Here is an 18,067-nt window from a genome sequence, read left to right on the forward strand (position 1 = left end):
ACAGCGGGCCGGGGAGCCTCCCCGGCCCGCCGTCGTGTCACGAGCAGCCCTCGAACTGCGGCACCGCGACCGTGCCGAAGTCCAGGCCGGTGCCGCCGAACCACTCGCGCAGCAGCTTGGCGGCGGTCCCGTCCTGGTACATGTCGGTGATCGCCCGGTTGACCTCCTCACACCCGGCCACGTCTCCCCGGCGCATGCCGATGCCGGTCCGCTGCTCGTTGAACTGGGCGTTGGCCAGGCGCAGCCCGCCGCCGTCCTGCTTGGCCAGCCCGGCCAGGATGACGTCGTTGGTGGTGATGGCGTCGACCTGGTTCTGCTTCAGCGCCACCATGCACGCCTGGTAGTCGGGGAACGGCTTGACCTCCGCCGCCACCCCGCGCTCCTCGACCACCCGCTGGGCCGCGTTCGCGCCCTCCACCTCGCAGATGCGCCGGCCCCGCAGGTCGCGCACGTCCTTGATCCGGCTCTCGTCGGGCCGGATCAGGATGTCCTGGTAGGAGATGTGGTACGGGCCCGCGAACAGCACCTTCTGCTTGCGGTCCTCACTGATCGTGTACGTGGCCACGACCAGGTCGGCCTCGCCGGAGAGCACCGCGTCCTCACGCTCGGCGGCCAGCACCGGGACCAGCCGGTAGTCCTTGCCGAGCCGCCCGGCGACGTAGGCGGCCACGTCGACGTCGAAGCCCTCGAACCCGCTGCCCTTCCTGAACCCCACCGACGGCAGGTCGGGCCGGACGCCGATGACGATCTCGTCCTTGTCGAGCAGGGACCCGGGGGCGCCGGCGCCGCATCCGGCGGCCACCAGCGCGACCGCCGCGAGCATCACGATCATCAGCCGCTTCAACGGTACTCCCTCAGTCGTGGCCACACGCCCAGGGCCAGCAGCACGCCGATGCCGCCCATGGCGAACGGCAGCACGGTCCACAGCTCGTCCAGCGCCCGCTCGCCGCGGTCGACGGCGGAGGTGAAGACGCTCTGCTTGCGCTCGGCCACCTTCACGAGCTCCTCGTCGTACTTCGCGAACGCCTGCCGCACCTCGCCGAGCCTGATCGCGACCGCCTCACCGGTGCGGCCCGTGGCCGCCCGCGCGCGCATCAGGCTGTCGGCCTCCTGGTAGCGGAGGTAGGCGTCGAGCACGGGCTCGGCGGTCGCGCCGGCGAGCTCGGGGCCCAGCATGCCCCGGAAGTCCTCGGCCCTCCGCACCGCGGTCTGGTACTTCGCCAGGCTCCCCGCCTCGACGTACATCAGCCGCTGCGACTTGTCCAGGAACCGGTGCTCGTAGGTGTCGGCCCGCTCCTTGTCCAGCAGGAAGCGGCTCTGGTCGCCCTGCATGCTGTTGCCGATGGCGCGGGCCCTGGCCAGCGTCACCACCGAGTCGAAGCCTTCGAACTTGGCCGTCCGCAGGAAGTCGATGTCCCGCTGGATCACGCTCAGCCCGGCCGCCATCGCGCCCGCGGTCGCCAGGGTGGCGCCGACGAGCGCGAGCCCGAGCACCCTGCGGAACCGCCGGGCCAGGTACACCTGCAGGTACAGCAGGCACCCGAGCGCGAGCAGCCCGGCCACGATCACCGCGGCCCGCACCAGCGGCAGCATCCCGGCCGTGTCGTCGTAGGTGCGGCGCACGATGGTGCCGCTCTCCAGCGTCAGGTTGTAGGCCTGCGGCAGCAGCACCTGGCGCATCAGGTCGGTGGCGTCCCGGTAGACCCCGAGGACCGAGGCGGGCGGGTCCCCGGCGGCGTGACTGGACTGGCTGTCGAGCAGCAGCGCCCGCGCGACCAGCTGCTCGTAGCGGCCCAGCCCGTCCAGCACGGACTGGATGGTACGGCGCTCCGCCTGGTCGTCGCCGGCCAGCTGGAACGCCTCCAGCAGCGCCAGGTTGGCGGCCGAGCGCTGCTGCTCGTACCGCGCGAGGGCCTTGGCCCTGAGTCCTCCGTCCTCGGGGCCCATCACCAGCACGTCGGCGATCAGCGCGTCCATGTCGCTCAGCCCGAAGTACAGGCCGGAGGTGGCGACCACCTGGGGGCCGGCGTCGCGGCCGATGACGCGCAGGCCGTCGCCCGCGGTGGTGCCGCCGGCGGCGACGGCGGCGAACAGCAGCGCGAGCGCCGCGGCCGCCACCCCGGTGAGCACCCGGACCCTGCCGGGCACGCTGCGCGCGGCCCGCCGCCTGACCGGAGGCGCGGCCTGGTGGGGTGCGGGCGGCGCGGGTGAGATCGGCGTCACCGTCAAGGCGTGCCCTCCTTGATCGTGATCACGGTCCACGCGCCGAGGTGGATGCGGTCGCCCGGCCCCACCGGGACCGGCACGTTCACCGTGACGGGCTTGCCGTTGACCTGGGTGCCGTTCGCCGAGCCCGGGTCGACCAGCATCCAGGTCCCGCCGGGCGTGGCCAGCAGCACCGCGTGCAGGCCCGACACGCCCGGATCGGTCGGCGGCCCGGCCAGATCGATCTCGGGCGTCAGGTCACGGCCCCTGCGGCTGCGCCCGATGCGCACCTGCTCGCCGATGAGCGGGAACGAGCGTTCCGGGCAGTACGGGGGGAAGGCCATGGCCGCGGCGTCCGGGCCGTTCTGGGCGATGACCTGGTCGTAGTAGGCGCGGTCGGCGGCGGTCACCGCCTCCCAGCGGGCCCCGGCCGCCGGGGTCTGCGCGGGCAGCGCGCCGCCGTCGAAGGAGTGGCCGCACACCTCGCAGAACTGGCCGACGCGCGGGGTGGCGCAGATCGGGCAGCTCTCCGCCGGCCGCGACCCCTGCGGCTGGGACGGCCCCGGCTGCTGCGGGGCGGGCGCGGACATCTGCGTCCCGCACACGTCGCAGTAGTCGTCGGTGCTCGACGCGTGCCCCTGCGGGCAGGTCGCCATCAGCCGCCCTCCGTCCTGCGGAGCCTGCTCGTGCGTACGGAGCCGGTGTCCAGCTCCAGTTCGTCGGCCTTGTCGACGTTCCTGACCAGCCGGGCGGTGCCCTGGACGGGATCGACCTCGACCACCTTGTCCAGCAGCCGCGCGGTGTCCTCGCGGCCCGAGTCGGCGGCGATCTTCCTGGCCCTGGCCAGGCGGGCGGTGGCGGCCTCCACGTTGCCGGCCGCGCGGTCGCTGAGCCCGTCCTGGATCAGCTGGTGCAACTCGGCCTGGCCGGTGTAGTGGATGACCTTGGGGTTGATGCGGGTGGACTGGGCCAGGTCGTCGGTCCACTGGGCGAGCACGTTGCCCGAGGCCAGCACCTCGTCCGTGTCGGGCCGCACCAGCTTCACCCACCCGGCCCTGATCTCCTGGCCGATCTGGCCGGGGGCGACCTCCACGCACAGGTGGTACTCGCGCTCCTCCTGACCCCACGAGCCGGTCGGGTAGTCGCCGGTCATCGGGTTGACGTCGGCGCGCTTGCCGGTCAGGTCGAGCAGCGTGGGCGAGACCTGCTTGACGAACTTGAGCGTGGCGGTCTGCGGCACCCACACGCGCAGCGACAGGTCGGGCACGGTCTTGGCCATCGCCGTCTGGGTGATCCGGCGGAAGAACTCGGCCAGCTCGTGCTGGTTCCTGACGAACTCGAAGCTGCCGAGCAGCGCCTCCGACACCATGCGGAGCTGGGCGGGCACCCAGTCCGCGCCGACGCCGAGGCTGTCGCAGACGAACTTGCCGCTCCAGGCGCGCAGCACGTGCTGGAACGTCTCCTCGCGCTCGTTGTTCTGGCCGTCGGTCATGAGGATGGCGTGCCGGACCGCGTTCGGGTGCGCCGACAGCAGGTGGCCGGCCAGGTTGAGCCACTCGCCCATCGCGGTGCCGCCGCGGGCCGTCAGCCTGGAGATGGCCTGCTGCGCCTCGGCCCGGGTCGCCGGGGTGGCCCGGACCAGGCCGTGGCCGTGCGGGTAGATCACCTTGGCCGTCGAGGTGCCGGAGACCACCGCGAAGTACGCGCCGTCGCGCAGTGTTTCCACGGCCGTGGCGGCGGCCGTCCGGGCGTCACGGATCTTGCTGCCGCTCATCGAACCCGACGTGTCCACGATGATCACTTCGGCGGCCTCGGTGGCGGTCTCCGCCACGGCCGCGCCGGTGGAGCCGATCGTGAGGATGGCGTGCACCTCCCGGCCGTCCACCGGGAGGAATTTGTTCTGGTCGATCTGCAAGGTGAAAGAGGGCTGGTCACCCATGCGTGCCTCCTAGAGGGATCAAGGCGATGGTCACGTTGTCGTGGCCGCCGGAGTCGAGCGCGTGGCGCAGCATCTGGCGGGCCTGGTCGAGCGGGGTTCCCTCGGTGGGGAAGCGGTAGCCGGCGAGGTAGCGCCACAGCCCGTCGCTGCACACCAGCAGCAGGCCGGGTCCCGGCGGCGTGAAGACGCGCGTGCGGGGGCGCACGTCGGGGTAGTCGGCCCCGAGCCAGGCGGTGATCTCCCCGGTGGGCGCCACGTCGTCCTCGGTGAGCAGCGTCCCCTCCCGCCGCACGCCCCCGTCGGCGGGGACGTCGGCGAGCCAGTACGCGCGGGTGTCGCCCACCCAGCAGAGCGTGATCTCGCCGGGGCGCGCCACCGCGGCCACGTACGTACAGGCCGGGGCATGGTCCGGGGAACTGGCGAGCTTCCCCACCGCCAGACCGGCCAGCCCGAATGCCTCCTCGTGCGCCCGCCCCTCCGCCAGCGCCGCCGCGGCCGTCGTCACAGCCGCTGCTGCCGCCTCATCAGCCCGCGGCGAACTCCCCACCCCATCACAAACAACCGCAATAATCCCCGAACCGACCGCGCCGGGTGGGGGTGTTCTTGGGGCTGATGTGGTTACCGGGATGGTGGTCGCTTCTGGTGGGATCGGGTTCGGCGGGGGTGGGGTGAGCGTCATCAGGGTTACCGCGTCCTCGTTGCGGGCGCGGCGCAGGCCGCGGTCCGTGACGGCGGCGGCGCCGTGGGGGAGGACGGACTCGGCATGGTCCCTGGCCGTGGGCTGGCGCACGCCGCAGCGTTCGCAGTAGCCCTCCGCGTCCACGGCGGCGGCGCCGCAGGACACGCAGGAGGGGGAGGCGAGCGGGTGGCCGCAGGCTTCGCAGAAGGAGTCGCCCCGGGCCACGGGCGCCTCGCACAGCGGGCACATCACAGCCACGTCCGGGGCCGGACAGTGTTGGCCAGGTCGACCAGCGCGTACCGTTCCTGCCGCGAGGACGCCGCGCCGGCGAGCTCGCGGTAGATCGACTCCAGCCGCCCCCGCACGCCCCGCTCCGTGAAGGGGGTGTCCGCCACCCACGCGCCGGGCGCCGGCTGGTTGCCGTCGAGCCAGGTGAGCGCGGCACGCAGGATCTCGGCCGTCAGCCGCTTGCGGCGGCGCGGGTCGAGGTCGGCCAGCTTGCCCAGGCGGTCGGCGGCGGCGGTCAGCTCGCCCGGGTGCAGCGCCCGCGGGTCCCGGCGGGCGGCGGCGGCCACCAGCGCGAGCTGCGCGGCCACCCGGTGACTGGAGGACGCCGGCACCTCGTCGAGCACCGCCGTCCGGCCCGTCCTGGCCAGCCCGAAGGCGGCGCTGACGTAGGCGTGGTCGGTCCGCCACACGCTCTCGTACCAGGGGACCGGATCGCGACCGGCGAGCTCCAGCGCGAAGCCGAGCGCGAGCTTGGGCGCCCGCTCTCCCGGCATCATCGACACGCACCGATCGAACGACCTCACCGCGAGATCGGGGTCGCGGACGGCGAGCCCGGCCACGCCGCGGTACCAGGTGACGCGCCAGTCGCCGGGCAGGGCCCGGTCGAGGTCGTCGAGCATGTCCCGCACTCCCGCGAAGCCGTCCTCGGCCGCCAGCCTGGCCAGGGTCAGCCGGGTCTCCGGCGTCTCCGGCATGGCCCCCACCTGGGCGGCCAGCTCGTGCGGGTGGCTGCCGGCCAGCCCGGCCAGCGCCCCGGCCGCGGGGTCGGCGGGGTCGGCCAGCGGCACGGGCAGCGACGTCACCGCCGCCATCGGGTCCAGCGCGTCGAACACCCGCTGCGGGTCGTCGGACAGCGCCCTGCCCACCGCGTCCCGCTCGGGCCCGAACAGCGCGGACGGCGCCGGGTACGGCACGCCGTCCTCCAGCGCGGAGATCTCGCGCAGCACGCCGACGAGCTGCTCCTCCATCTCCTGCGCGCTGTGGAACCTGGCGGCCGGGTCCGGGTCGGTGGCGCGGCGCAGCAGCCGGGCGAACGACTCGTGGCCGCAGTCGTCCGGCAGCGGCGCGGCCACCCCGCCCCTGGTGGGGCTGAACCCGGGGACGGCGAGTGCCGCCAGGGTCCTGGCCACCGTGTAGAGGTCGGAGGCGACGGACGACGGCTGGGTGTCCAGCTCGGGCGCGTGGTAGCCGGTCGTCACCCAGGAGGACCCGGGCGGCGAGCCGACGCGCTGCACCGCGCCCAGGTCGATGAGCTTGAGCCGCCTGCCGACCCGGATCACGTTGGCCGGCTTGAGATCGCAGTAGACCAGGTCGTGCTCGTGCAGGTAGGCGAACGCGCGCAGGATCTCACGCCCGTACATGAGCGTCTCCCGCAGCGGCAGCGGACCCTGGCCGCGCAGCTCGTGCAGCGACTGGCCGCCGACGTACTCCATGACGATGTAGCCGAGGCCGCCGGAGCGCTGGAAGTTGAAGATCTTGACGATGTTCGGGTGGTCGACCATCGTCAGGAAGCGCCGCTCGGCCTCCGCCGCCGCGAGCGCCTCGGCGTCGGCGGTGTTGAGGAGGCCCTTCAGGACCATCCAGCGGCCGTCCAGGTTCTCGTCGGAGGCCAGGTAGATCCAGCCGAGGCCGCCGTGGGCCAGGCAGCCGAGCACCCGGTACTGGCCGCCCACCAGGTCGCCCTTGGCCAGCTTGGGGGAGAAGGAGTACGGCGTCCGGCAGTGCGGGCAGAACCCGTCGGTGCGGCCTGGCCGCCCGTCCACCGACCGGCCGACCGGCTTGCCGCAGTCGAGCTTGGCGCAGAACCGTTTGTTCTCCGGCACCTGCGGGTCGGACTGCACCGCGGTCTCGGGGTCGCGGTACGGCACGGACGGCAGGTCGGCGATCTCCGCGAGCACACCGGCACGCGACCGGCCGCTGCTCATCGGCCCCGACACGCCCCTGCTGGAGGGCCCCGTCCCGCGTACGGGCCGGGTGACGCCGGCGGGCTGCGACACACCGGGGTGCCCGGTCCACACCCCGACCGAGCCCTCCGCCGGGCCGCTCGCCTGCGCGGCCACCGGGGGTGAGACGGCGGCGTGACCGCACAGGTCGCAGTAACCCTCGTCGATCGTGCCCGTGCAGCCAGGCTGCGCGCACGACGTCATCGCCCACCTCCGTTGATGGCCCGCTTGTACTCGTCGACGGCCGCGGCCGCCCTCGTCAGGTCGCACGGCGAGCTCCACAGCAGCAGCCGCGCCCGCTCGTAGAGCCGCATCGCGGCCGGATCCTCGACCATGCCGGTGCGCGCGGCCTTGGCCTGGCAGGCGCCGAGCAGGCCGCGCAGCTCGTCGCGCCTGTTCAGCAGCCCGCGCAGCGCCCGCGCCGCCGCTTTCGCCTTCGCCTCGGCCTCCTCGGCCTGTCGCTCCAGCACCGTGAGCCGTCTGGCCCGCTCCAGCCACGAGTCGGCCGAGGCGTCCAACGCCGCCAGCGCGGCCTCCAGCTCAGGCACGCCGCTCCTGGGCTGCGCCTGCGGCGGCAGCGCTATCTTGACGACGACGGCGCCGTGCGCCAGCCGCGCCTCGCTCTCGGCCGCCCGTACGAGGTCGAGCGCCGCCTTCAGGTTCTCCCTGCGCGCGCCGTACTCGTCCTTGACCGTCAGCGCCTGCTCCAGGTCGGCGCGCACGTTCTCCAGATGGCGGACCAGCGTGTCGAGCTCCTGCTTGACGTGCCCGGCCCCGAGCGGGTCCGCCAGCACGGCGGCGCGCAGGCGGGTCAGGTCGGCGTCCTGGCGGGTCAGGTCGACCGGCTCGCCCAGCCGGCTGCCCAGCTCGCGCGCCCCGGCGAGCGCGGCGGCGGCCGAGTCGACCCGGGGGAGCAGCGCCGACCAGACGGAGTCGATCTCGGTGAGCGCGTCGGTGGCGAGCTGGAAGGCCGCGTCCATCCGCAGGACGGTCTCGTCCAGGGTCAGCCGCTCCTCCACCGGGGGAAGCAGGGAGCGCTGCTCGACGGGCTTGGCCGGCGCCTTCAGCAGCACCGACCGGCCCGACAGCAACGCGGTCAGCGCCTCCAGCTGCTCGCCGCCGAGCCGGGACCGCTCGGCCCTGACCTGCTCCGCGTCGCGCAGCACCCCCCGGTACGCGTCGTACAGGGACCAGAGCCTGGCCAGCGCGGCCTGAGCCTCCTCCCAGCGGAGCCGGGTCGCGTCGCGTAAGGAGGCGCCCTTGAGTAACTGGTAGGTCGTGTGCGACTCCAGATCGAGCAGGTCGCCCGAGATGCGGTCACGCTCGGCCGCCCTCGCGCGCAGCGCGTGCTCGGCGCCTTCTCTGCTCATGGGTGGGCCCTGGCTCATCACGCTCCCGATGCCATAGGGGGACCCTGACTTGTCCCTGATTGAACCCTGTCTTACCTGCAATCCGCTTAAAGGATCTCGTACCGTTCAAGTCATGGGACGAATACTTCTGGTCATCGCAGCCATCATCGCGGCATTTATCCTGCTCGGGCCACTTGTCGGATTCATCTTCGACCTGCTCAAGTGGGCGCTCATCATCGGCGCCGTCGCGGCCGGCGTCATGCTGCTGACGAAGCGGAGCAGCGGGACGTAGCGTCCTCGGGCTTACCGGCGCATAGTGGGTGGATGGAAGCGCGGCCGGCGGTCGACGACGCCGCGCTCGGGCGCGAAGCACTGTCCGTGCTCGAGGCGAACTGGACGGGAAGCGCCACCGTGCCCGCGCCCGGCCTCTACCCGCACCAATGGAGCTGGGACTCGGCGTTCGTCGCGATCGGCCTGGCCAGGCACCGCCCCGACCGGGCCCGCGCCGAGCTGCTCGGCCTGCTGGACGGGCAGTGGGCGACCGGGATGATCCCGCACATCGTCTTCCACACGCCCGAGGCGTACTTCCCCGGCCCGGCCGTATGGCGCTCCGAGGACCACCCGGCGGCGCCCCGGGTGCTCACCTCGGGGCTGACCGCGCCGCCGCTGCACGGGCTGGCGCTGTGGTGGCTCTACCGGCACACCGGCGACGACGCCTTCGTCAGGCGGGCCTTCCCGGCCCTGGCCGCGCAGCACGCCTACCTCGCCGGCGCCCGCGACCTCGGGGGCGCGGGGCTGGCCGCGATCGTGCACCCCTGGGAATCGGGCATGGACGACAGCCCGGCGTGGGACGGCGCGCTCGCCGCGCTCCCCGAGATCCGCTACGGCTACCGCAACGTCGACCTGGACGAGCGGCACCCCGACAGCGACCACGACCGGTACGTGTGGCTGGCGCTGCGCTACCGCAACGCCGGCTACCAGGCCGGATACCTGCGCGACGAGCACCCGTTCGCGATCGAGGACCCGCTGTTCAACGGCATCTGGCTCGCCTCGTGCCAGGCCCTGGCCGAGCTGGCCCCGATCGCGGGTGCCGACCCCGTGCCGCACGTCGAGCAGGCCGAGCGCATCAGGAGCGCCCTGCTCGACCGGCTGTGGGACGGCTGCTTCTACGCCCGCGACCTGCGCGACGAGCGTCTCGTCCGCATCTGCACCGTCGGCGGGTTCGGACCGCTGCTCGACCCCGGGCTGCCCGCCCTGCAGGTGAACACGGCCGTCGAGGTGCTGGAGTCGGCCCGGTTCATGGGCGCCACCGGCTACCCGGTGCCCAGCTGCGAGATCCGCGCCGTCCAGTTCGACCGCACCCGCTACTGGCGCGGCCCGTCCTGGGTGAACACCAACTGGCTGCTGCGCCGCGCCGCCGCCGTGCACGGCCTGGAGTCGCTCGGTCAGCAGCTCACCAACGGCACGCTGCGCCTGGTCAGGCAGGCAGGGTTCCGCGAGTGCTTCGACCCGTTCGACGGCAGCGGTCGCGGCTGCCGGGACTTCTCCTGGAGCGCGGCGCTCACCCTGGACCTGCTCGCCGACACGACCGATGACACGGTGGATACGGTGGAGAGGTGAAAGTCTTCCGTCGCCTGCCCGCCGGCGTCCGCGAGTCCCTGACCACCGAGCCGGGGGAGCGCGTGCTCGCCTTCACCCCGTCAGACGACGCTCACCTCGTGGCGACCACACTGGCGCTGTTCCTGCCCGACGGCACGAGAGTGCCGTACGAGACCATCGACAAGGCCTCGTGGGACGAGGACGGCCTGCGGCTGGTCACCGGCGACGGCACGATCCACGCCGTGCGGGTGGCAGAGCCGCGGCTGCTGCCCGAGACCCTGCGCGAGCGCGTCAACGCCACCATCGTGGTCAACAAGCACGTGGAGCTGCCCGGCCGCGGCGGGGTGCGCCTGGTGGCCAGGCGCAGACCCGGCGGCGAGGTCGTCGGCTGGAAGCTCGTGTTCGACGAGGGCCTCGACCCCGACGACCCGGGCCTTCGGGCCCAGGCCGAGCAGGCGCTCGAAGGGATGCGACGCAGCATGGGCGTGTGACGAGTCACACGCCCATGCTCCCGTCAGTAGGGAATCCCCGTCCGGTCGGCCGTGGCCGGCTCGGTGACCTTCTCGTCCGGCCACCCGGTGCCCTGGTCGGCCTTGTGCTTCTTGCCGAACGGCATCTTGTCCTGCATGGACCCGCTCATCTTCGACCGGGCCATCTCGCCTATCTTGGACGCCTTCGCGCCCATCACCCCCGCGGCCTCCTGGACCCGGGGGTCGTCGGCGACACGCTGGGCCGTTCTCTTGATCTGTTCGTACCGTTCACGTCCGGCCCGGCTGCCGAGCACGTACCCGACGGCCAGTCCCATAACGAATGGCATTCGATACCGCATATTGCACCTCCGCTCTCACGGCACTACCCGGATCACGATGCGACACGCACTCCAGGAGTGCGCTAATCTATTCCTGCGCACGACGGGCGGCCCGACAGGCCCTCCGATCAGCGCGGATCCGATCGATCCCGCGTAGCTCAACGGCAGAGCAGCCGGCTGTTAACCGGCAGGTTAGAGGTTCGAGTCCTCTCGCGGGAGCTTCGCCAAGACGCAGATCAGGCCCCTCTCCTGGATCAAGGGAGAGGGGCCTGAGTCGTTCCCGGAGCCGGTCAGGGATCACCGGCCCGAGGAGATCGGTGGTGGATCCGGGTGTTGGATCCGTGCCGGTATGTCATTTTCCTCGGCTCAGGGCCTGCACCTGATGTTGAGGCATTGGGCCGGGTTGCCGTTGCCGCTGGCACGGTTGCCGCCACCGTCGGTGACCCCTCGTTCGGCTCGAATGCCGAACTCGTCGTTGTTGCGTGCGCGGTTGTCCCTGATCACGGTGGCCGCATCGGTCGCGCGGACGTTGATGCCGTTCTCCCCGTTTCGGCCATTGCCGTTGGCGTCGTTGTCGTCGATGCGCGTGGCGGTCGCACTGGCCGCGACGTCGATGCCGTCGTCCCGGTTGTTCACCGCGCTGTTGCGGTACAGCACGGTCCGTCTGCTTGCTGTGACGGCGATCCCGTCGCTGCCGTTGTTGAGGGCGGCGCTGTGCTCGACGCGCGCGTTGGTGACGAGCTCGAGGAAAATCCCAAAGCGGAAGTTCTCGGTGGCGGCGCTTTCGCTGATGTGCGGGCGGTCCACGTCCCTGGCGGAGATCCCGGCGCCTCCGTTCTCGGTGGCGAGGATGCGCTGGACGCGGTTGCGGTCGGCCCCATTCCCGAGAGTGATTCCACCCCCGAAGTCGGTGACGGTGCCATTCTTGATCGTCACCCCGAAGTGACCGGTGCGGGACAACCCCTCCGGGGAATTGTCGATCCCGCTGAAGGGCAGGGCGCCCCCGCTGCCGTCGATGGTGTGGCCGTTGAGGTCGATGGTGATCCTGGACGCGCCGACCTCGAGCCCGTTGCCGCGGCAGTTGTGCAGGTCGTTGGCGAGCTTGATGGATCTGGTGATGACCTGTCCGCAGGTGACGGTGGTCTCGCCTCTGTGGTGGCCGTCCTGCGCCGCCCAAGCGGCCATCGGCAGGGCGCAGGCGAGCAGAATGCCCCCCAGGCCGCCGACGAGCAGAGTTTTTGCATACATGAGATTCCCCCATAAGGACACAGATTAGTTCTGTGGCACAAATATCCTCCCACTGGGGCGAAGGGCTCAAACTCTGGGTGAATTGCACAGAATTCCAAGCCAGAGGAACGTAACGGCTTTAATTATTACAATAGAGATAATGTACGCTATATCGCTTCTGGCAGAACAAATAGGGCATATGTGCCTCACGCCGCCCACTTTCCTGTTTTGCCGGACAGAACCGGTACCGACGGGTCAGGATGAAAGCTGCCGCGGACAAGCCGTCACGGCGGTGCGGAGAGGGCGCCGCCACCAGGACGTACTGCCGGCCCGGAACCGGCGGGGCGATCCGTGACCGGAAAAGTGCTGGTTACTGCGTTGCCTACCTGGATCAGAACGCTGCGACCCTTCGACGCCCTGCCCGTACCGACCCTCATCGAGCGCACCACCGACCATCGCGAGGCCGAGCGCTTCGTCAGGCTCTTCCACGAGGAGCACCCGGAAGCCGGCGACCCGGCCGCGCGACTGCGGGACGTGGCCAGGGAGATCGCCCGGCGCGGCTCGTACACGCACACCTCCGAGGAGCTGGAGTTCGGCGCCCGGGTGGCCTGGCGCAACAGCAACCGCTGCATCGGCCGGCTGTACTGGAAGTCGCTGAAGGTGCGTGACCGCCGCCGGACCACCAGCGCCGAAGGGGTGGCCCTGGAGTGCGTGGAGCACCTGCGGGAGGCCACCAACGGCGGCAAGATCAGGCCGGTCATCACCGTGTTCCCGCCCGACCTGCCCGCCCGCCGGGCGCCCCGGGTGCTGAACGACCAGCTGATCCGCTACGCCGGATACCGCGAACCCGGCGGGTCCGTCGTCGGCGATCCCCGCCACGTCGGCCTCACCGAGCTGGCGACCTCGCTGGGCTGGCGGGGCGGGGGAGGCCGGTTCGACGTGCTGCCGCTGGTGATCCAGCCGGGGATGGGCGAGCCCCTGCTGTGCAACGTGCCGGGCGACGTGGTGCTGGAGGTGCCGATCGAGCATCCGGAGTTCCCCTGGTTCGCCGAGCTGGGGCTGCGCTGGCACGCCGTGCCCGCGATCTCCGGCATGTGCCTGGAGATCGGCGGCGTGTGTTACCCGTGCGCGCCGTTCAACGGCTGGTACATGGGGGCGGAGATCGGCGCCCGCAACCTGGCCGACGCCGACCGCTACGACCAGCTGCCCGTGGTGGCCGCGCGGCTCGGGCTGGACGTCTCGTCCGAGCGGTCGCTCTGGCGCGACCACGCGCTGGTGGAGCTGAACGTGGCGGTGCTGCACTCGTTCGAGAAGGCCGGGGTGACGATGACCGACCACCACACCGAGTCCCGCCGGTTCCTCACCCATCTGGCCAGGGAGGAGAAGGCGGGGCGGGTCTGCCCGGCCGACTGGTCCTGGATCGTGCCGCCCATCTCGGGCGGCGTCACCCCCGTCTTCCACCGCTACTACGACAACCCCCTGCTCACGCCGAACTTCGTGGCTCGTCACTGATGGGCGTTGCACCCCGCTCTAGAACATGTTTCTGTTGGCCCATGGCAGAACTCGTACTCTCCTCGCTCGACCGAGGCGTGCTCACGCTCACCTTCAACCGCCCGGACCGGCTCAACGCCTGGACCGACGCCCTCGGCCGCCGCTACTTCGACCTGCTGGCGGAGGCGGAGAAGGATCCGCGGGTGCGCGCCGTCGTCGTCACGGGAGCCGGCCGGGGCTTCTGCGCGGGGGCCGACTTCGAGGCGCTGGCGTCGATCCAGCAGGGCACCTACGAAGGGGAGCCGGACCCGCGGCCCAACACCTTCCCGGTCACGATCGCCAAGCCGGTGATCGCGGCGGTCAACGGCGCCTGCGCCGGGCTCGGGCTGGTCCACGCGCTCATGTGCGACCTGGTGTTCACCGCCGAGGACGCCAAGTGGACCACCGCCTTCGCGCGCCGCGGCCTGGTGGCCGAGTACGGGCTGGGATGGGTGCTGCCGCGCATCATGGGGCAGCAGCGGGCCATGGACGTGCTGCTGTCGGGCCGGACGTTCACCGGGCGCGAGGCGTGCGAGATGGGCCTGGCCCTGCGGGCGGTGCCCGGGGACCGGCTGCTGGAGGAGGCGCGGGCGTACGCGGGGGAGCTGGCCGCCCTCAGCTCCCCGGCCTCGATGGCGGTGATCAAACGGCAGGTGTGGGGCGACTGGGTGACGACGCTGGACGAGTCGTACCAGCGGGCGACGGAGGAGATGCTGGCGTCGTTCGGCCGTCCGGACTTCGCCGAGGGCGTCGCCAGCTTCGTGGAGCGCCGCGACCCCGACTTCCCCTCCCTCTGAGCCGGCGCACCCCGGGGGCCCGCGGCGTCAGGTGAGGGGGTGGGCGCCGGGGGCCGGGGTGGCGGGCAGGAAGCGGGGCGGCTGCCAGGAACGCTCCTCGTAGGCCGAGGACACCGCCTGCCGGACCGTGTCCAGCCGGTCCTCGGCCACCAGGGCGATGGCCGAGCCGCCGAAGCCGCCGCCCGTCATGCGGGCGCCCCGCGCCCCGCCGCGCACGGCCGCCTCCACCGCGACGTCCAGCTCGGGCGACGACACCTCGTACTTGTCGCGCAGCGACAGGTGGGAGGCGTTGAGCAGGGCGCCGATCTCCGCGGGCCGGCCGGCGCGCAGCAGGCCCACGACCGCCTCCACCCGGTGGCTCTCGGTCACCACGTGCTCGACCCGCTTGCGCTCCTCGCCCCGCAGCCGGGCCAGCGCCGCGCCCAGGTCGGTCACGTCCCGCAGCGCGTCGACGCCGAGCGTGCGGGCGGCGGACTCGCACTCGGCCCGCCGCTTAGCGTACTCCCCACCCGCGTGCTCGTGGTGCACCCGGGTGTCGATGATCAGGATGCGCAGCCCGTGGGCGGCCAGGTCGAGCGGGACGTTGCGGGAGCCGAGGGTGCGGCAGTCGAGGAACAGCGCGTGGCCCTCCCGGCACAGCGCCGAGGCGGCCTGGTCCATGATGCCGCACGGCATGCCGACGAAGTCGTTCTCGGCCCGCTGGCCGAGCAGCGCCACCTCCATCGGAGTCATGCCGAGGCCGTGCAGCTCGTTGAGCGCGGAGGCCACCGACACCTCCAGCGCGGCGCTGGAGCTGAGCCCGGCGCCCTGGGGGACGTCCCCGTCGACGGCGATGTCGGCGCCGCGCACCCGGTCGCCCAGCATGGCGAGGACGCCGACCACGTAGCGGGTCCAGCCGCGGGCGTCGTCGCGGGCCGCGAGGACCACGGGCTCGGGCGAGGACGCCTGCAGCGACAGCAGGCGGATCGTCTGGTCGTCGCGCGGGCTGACCGCCGCGGTGACGCCCCACGGGACCGCGAACGGCAGCACGAAGCCGTCGTTGTAGTCGGTGTGCTCGCCGATCAGGTTGACCCGGCCGGGCGCGCGCCAGACGGTCGCCGGCTCGGCGCCGAAAGCGGCACGGAAAGCTTCAACAACCCGCATATTCCAACACCCTTCAACAAGGACCCGACCGTAGACTAGCGGCACGAGCGGTACGAGTGGCACCAGGAGGAGCGTGGAGGAGCTGCTGGATCCCGCGCTCGGTTCGGTGCGGGTCTTTCTCATGCACGACGACAACAAGGCGCGCAAGCTCCGCCACAACCTGGGCCATCCGCGCGTGCTCACCTTCGGCGGCGCCTACTCCAACCACATCAGGGCGGTGGCTGCCGCCGGGCGCCGCCACGGGTTCGAGACCGTGGGCGTGATCCGCGGCGAGGAGCGCCTCCCGCTGAACCCGTCACTGGCCTACGCCGTCGCCTGCGGGATGCGGCTCGACTACCTCGACCGCGACTCGTACCGGCGCAAGGACACCCCCGAGGTGGTGGCGCGGCTGCGCGAGCGCTGGGGCGACGTGGCGATCCTGCCCGAGGGCGGCAGCAACGCCGCCGCCGTCCGCGGCTGCGCCGAGCTGCCCGCCGACATCCCGGTCCCGTACGACGTGGTCTGCTGCCCGGTCGGAACCGGGGGCACGCTCGCCGGCATCGCGGCCGGGCTGCCCGAGGGCAAGCGGGCCCTCGGGTTCGCCGTGCTCAAGGGGGCCGCGTTCCTCGCCGGCGAGGTGGCGAGGCTGCAGCGCGAGGCGTACGGGCGAGTATGGGACAACTGGGCGATCGACCTCGGCCACCACTTCGGCGGCTACGCCCGCACCACGCCCGAGCTCACCGCGTTCGCCGCCGAGCACCGGGTGGAGCGGGTCTACGTCGCCAAGATGCTGCTCGGCATCGTCGGCCTGGCCCGCCGCGGCGTCTTCCCCGCCGGCGCCCGCGTCGTCGCCGTGGTCACCGGTCAGCCCTCGACCCCGGTGGCCGCGTGGGGCGCGCCGACCGGCTTCGACTCGGGCGAGCCCCGCTGACGCAAGTAGATCGAGAGCACCACCATCGACAGCACGGCGAGCAGCTCCGACTGCCAGTTCTGCAGGCTGCGGTTCCAGAAGTCGGGCGAGGTCACGTACGAGCCCCAGCCGACCGGGTCGCGCAGGTCGGTCAGCCGCTCGGCGTTGTACGACGCCAGCCCCGCCACCGACTGCGCCCCCCACGACAGCAGGAAGATCGAGCCCATCACCAGGCCCAGCGAGTTGCTGTAGAGCCACAGTCGCGCCCCCTTCGCCCTGGCCCACGCGGGCGAGCCGGGACCGGCGTGACGGCCGATCAGCTGCTGCTCGTCGGACTCGGCGCCCGCCTGGCCCGGCTCCTTCGACTCCGGCGAGCCCCGCTGGACCAGCCAGACGGTGAGCATGATGAACAGGAAGAACTGCAGGTACTCCGACTGCCAGTTCTCCGCCACGTCCACCGCGTAGTCGGAGGAGAACACGTACCGCAGGAAGGAGACCGGCTCGCCGCCGTCGACGAGCTGCCGCTCGTTGTAGTCCAGCATCCCGGCCAGGGCCTGCCCTGCCAGGCAGACGAGGAACAGGACGAGGAAGGCCGCGGACAGCGCGTTGTCCTTGAACCGCCTCAAAGGTGGGACCATCCGATCGCGTAGAAGAAGGCCAGCCCGGACACGATGACGAGCAGGGTGAGCGTGAACATCACCTTCATCAGTTCTCCACCTCGCACTCGTACGGGAGGTCGCGGACCGGCGCGCAGCCCGCGGCGACGACCCGCCAGCCGTCGGCGAAGTGGTGCAGGAAGAGAGTGTCGCCCTCCAGGCGCACCTGCGCCTCGTCACCCCAGACGCTCACCTCGGTGACGCCGCCGCCCGGCCCGAGCGCCAGCTCGCGCAGCGCGTCGGCGCACGTCTGACCAGAATCGGGCAGCTTGTCGGCCGTCTTGGGGGCGAGCATGCCGCAGGCCGCCTCCAACTGGCGGTCGGCGAGTGCGGCGTGGAAGCGCTCCGCGGCCCTGGAGGGCCCGGCGGTGTCGGCGACACAGCCGGTGGCGAGCACCGCGAGCATCACACCCACGACGAGTCTCATGACCGTGGGCTACCCGGAAGACCATCCGGCATGCTCAGGGGCCGAGCTGCTCCAGGATCGGCGCGACCAGCGCGTTCAGCTCGCGGGCGAGCACCGTCACGGCCCGCCGGGCGCTCTGCTCCACCTCGTCGTGCGGGCCCTCGGGCTCCGGCGGCAGGTCGTCGAGCGGCACCGGCGCCTCGACGAGCAGGCTCGCCCGCAGGAACGGGTGGCGGGCCAGGTCGGACTGCGAGGGCTCGACGTACTGGCCGAACGTCTCCTGCCAGCCGAGCCAGCCGCGGTCGCGCCACCAGGCGCGCGAGCGGGTCAGCTCCGCGGGCGGCGGCGAGACGAGCCTGATGCGCGCGTTGAGCGTGCCGTCCCAGGTGTTGCGGACGCAGGCCGCCTCCAGCACCCGCCGGTCCCAGCGCACGTAGCCGGGCGACAGCGACGGCGGCGTGGCCAGCTCCCAGGCCGCGCACGCGAAGCGCACCGGCGCGATGTCGCCCCACTCGAACGCGTCGAGGTTCTTGCGCACGTGCACGGCGTAGCGCCCGTCACGGTCCCTGTCGAACTCCTGGTCGATCCAGAACGCCTTGCCCATGAGCT

The 18,067-nt window shown here is 72.2% G+C and carries 19 protein-coding genes and 1 tRNA gene; 7 read left to right on the plus strand and 13 right to left on the minus strand.

Annotated features, from left to right (window positions below; all coding sequences use genetic code 11):
- Nucleotides 1–37: 37 nt before the first annotated feature.
- Genes AB0K05_RS11035 through AB0K05_RS11065 form a run of 7 tightly spaced genes read right to left on the minus strand, consistent with a single transcriptional unit; the run spans nt 38 to nt 8,424 of the window.
- Nucleotides 38–844, minus strand: a complete 807-nt coding sequence (locus AB0K05_RS11035) for a transporter substrate-binding domain-containing protein (RefSeq protein ID WP_364228471.1) — start codon at nt 842–844, stop codon at nt 38–40.
- The gene (locus AB0K05_RS11040) at nt 841–2,229 is read right to left on the minus strand and encodes a hypothetical protein (protein ID WP_364228473.1); all 1,389 of its coding nucleotides are present in this window, start codon (nt 2,227–2,229) and stop codon (nt 841–843) included. The genes AB0K05_RS11035 and AB0K05_RS11040 overlap by 4 nt, the downstream gene beginning before the upstream one ends.
- Entirely contained in the window at nt 2,226–2,861 is a 636-nt protein-coding gene (locus tag AB0K05_RS11045) for an FHA domain-containing protein (protein ID WP_364228475.1), read from the minus strand. The genes AB0K05_RS11040 and AB0K05_RS11045 overlap by 4 nt, the downstream gene beginning before the upstream one ends.
- Entirely contained in the window at nt 2,861–4,144 is a 1,284-nt protein-coding gene (locus tag AB0K05_RS11050; protein WP_364228477.1) for a VWA domain-containing protein, read from the minus strand. The genes AB0K05_RS11045 and AB0K05_RS11050 overlap by 1 nt, the downstream gene beginning before the upstream one ends.
- The gene (locus AB0K05_RS11055; protein WP_364228817.1) at nt 4,137–5,072 is read right to left on the minus strand and encodes a protein phosphatase 2C domain-containing protein; all 936 of its coding nucleotides are present in this window, start codon (nt 5,070–5,072) and stop codon (nt 4,137–4,139) included. The genes AB0K05_RS11050 and AB0K05_RS11055 overlap by 8 nt, the downstream gene beginning before the upstream one ends.
- The gene (locus AB0K05_RS11060) at nt 5,072–7,258 is read right to left on the minus strand and encodes a tetratricopeptide repeat protein (RefSeq protein WP_364228479.1); all 2,187 of its coding nucleotides are present in this window, start codon (nt 7,256–7,258) and stop codon (nt 5,072–5,074) included. The genes AB0K05_RS11055 and AB0K05_RS11060 overlap by 1 nt, the downstream gene beginning before the upstream one ends.
- Nucleotides 7,255–8,424, minus strand: coding sequence for a hypothetical protein (locus AB0K05_RS11065; protein ID WP_364228481.1), 1,170 nt, complete (start codon nt 8,422–8,424; stop codon nt 7,255–7,257). Before AB0K05_RS11065 ends, AB0K05_RS11060 begins: the two co-directional genes overlap by 4 nt.
- Nucleotides 8,425–8,536: 112 nt before the next feature.
- On the opposite strand from AB0K05_RS11065, the gene AB0K05_RS11070 reads away from it, so the two are divergent.
- From AB0K05_RS11070 to AB0K05_RS11080, 3 genes are read left to right on the plus strand one after another with little or no spacing between them, the layout of a single operon-like run.
- The gene (locus AB0K05_RS11070) at nt 8,537–8,695 is read left to right on the plus strand and encodes a hypothetical protein (protein ID WP_187281303.1); all 159 of its coding nucleotides are present in this window, start codon (nt 8,537–8,539) and stop codon (nt 8,693–8,695) included.
- Between the two features lie 32 nt (nt 8,696–8,727).
- Entirely contained in the window at nt 8,728–10,023 is a 1,296-nt protein-coding gene (locus tag AB0K05_RS11075) for a hypothetical protein (protein WP_148033335.1), read from the plus strand.
- On the plus strand, nt 10,020–10,493 hold the full coding sequence (locus AB0K05_RS11080; protein ID WP_364228483.1) for a hypothetical protein: 474 nt from the start codon (nt 10,020–10,022) through the stop codon (nt 10,491–10,493). Before AB0K05_RS11075 ends, AB0K05_RS11080 begins: the two co-directional genes overlap by 4 nt.
- Before the next feature lie 23 nt (nt 10,494–10,516).
- Here AB0K05_RS11080 and AB0K05_RS11085 read toward each other — a convergent pair whose 3' ends face one another.
- A complete protein-coding gene (locus AB0K05_RS11085; RefSeq protein WP_148033333.1) occupies nt 10,517–10,831 on the minus strand; it encodes a YtxH domain-containing protein in 315 nt (104 codons plus the stop codon).
- A 126-nt stretch (nt 10,832–10,957) separates the two neighbouring features.
- On the opposite strand from AB0K05_RS11085, the gene AB0K05_RS11090 reads away from it, so the two are divergent.
- Nucleotides 10,958–11,029, plus strand: a tRNA-Asn gene (locus AB0K05_RS11090).
- A gap of 147 nt (nt 11,030–11,176) precedes the next feature.
- Here the strand turns inward: AB0K05_RS11090 and AB0K05_RS11095 are convergent.
- Entirely contained in the window at nt 11,177–12,058 is an 882-nt protein-coding gene (locus AB0K05_RS11095; RefSeq protein WP_364228485.1) for a right-handed parallel beta-helix repeat-containing protein, read from the minus strand.
- A 357-nt stretch (nt 12,059–12,415) separates the two neighbouring features.
- Between AB0K05_RS11095 and AB0K05_RS11100 the strand changes: the two genes are divergently transcribed.
- Entirely contained in the window at nt 12,416–13,549 is a 1,134-nt protein-coding gene (locus AB0K05_RS11100) for a nitric oxide synthase oxygenase (protein WP_364228487.1), read from the plus strand.
- Between the two features lie 41 nt (nt 13,550–13,590).
- Nucleotides 13,591–14,364, plus strand: coding sequence for an enoyl-CoA hydratase-related protein (locus tag AB0K05_RS11105; protein WP_148033330.1), 774 nt, complete (start codon nt 13,591–13,593; stop codon nt 14,362–14,364).
- 27 nt (nt 14,365–14,391) lie between these two features.
- Here the strand turns inward: AB0K05_RS11105 and galK are convergent, their stop codons facing one another.
- Nucleotides 14,392–15,507: a galactokinase gene (gene galK / locus AB0K05_RS11110; RefSeq protein WP_364228489.1), complete on the minus strand. Its 1,116-nt coding sequence runs from the start codon at nt 15,505–15,507 to the stop codon at nt 14,392–14,394.
- 73 nt (nt 15,508–15,580) lie between these two features.
- Between galK and AB0K05_RS11115 the strand changes: the two genes are divergently transcribed.
- Nucleotides 15,581–16,417, plus strand: coding sequence for a pyridoxal-phosphate dependent enzyme (locus AB0K05_RS11115; RefSeq protein ID WP_222709056.1), 837 nt, complete (start codon nt 15,581–15,583; stop codon nt 16,415–16,417).
- Here AB0K05_RS11115 and AB0K05_RS11120 read toward each other — a convergent pair.
- From AB0K05_RS11120 to AB0K05_RS11130, 3 genes are all read right to left on the minus strand, one after another.
- Nucleotides 16,351–17,022 carry a DUF6766 family protein gene (locus AB0K05_RS11120; RefSeq protein ID WP_364228492.1) on the minus strand — a complete coding sequence of 224 codons (672 nt, stop codon included), beginning with the start codon at nt 17,020–17,022 and terminating at the stop codon, nt 16,351–16,353. The genes AB0K05_RS11115 and AB0K05_RS11120 overlap by 67 nt on opposite strands.
- A 79-nt stretch (nt 17,023–17,101) precedes the next feature.
- Nucleotides 17,102–17,479 (minus strand): hypothetical protein, encoded by a 378-nt coding sequence (locus AB0K05_RS11125; RefSeq protein WP_364228494.1) that lies wholly within the window; start codon nt 17,477–17,479, stop codon nt 17,102–17,104.
- Between the two features lie 34 nt (nt 17,480–17,513).
- The gene (locus tag AB0K05_RS11130; RefSeq protein WP_148033326.1) at nt 17,514–18,062 is read right to left on the minus strand and encodes a hypothetical protein; all 549 of its coding nucleotides are present in this window, start codon (nt 18,060–18,062) and stop codon (nt 17,514–17,516) included.
- Between the last annotated feature and the right edge of the window lie 5 nt (nt 18,063–18,067).

Origin of the sequence: Nonomuraea sp. NPDC049486 (assembly GCF_040676925.1) — a bacterium.
Lineage (GTDB): Bacteria > Actinomycetota > Actinomycetes > Streptosporangiales > Streptosporangiaceae > Nonomuraea > Nonomuraea ferruginea.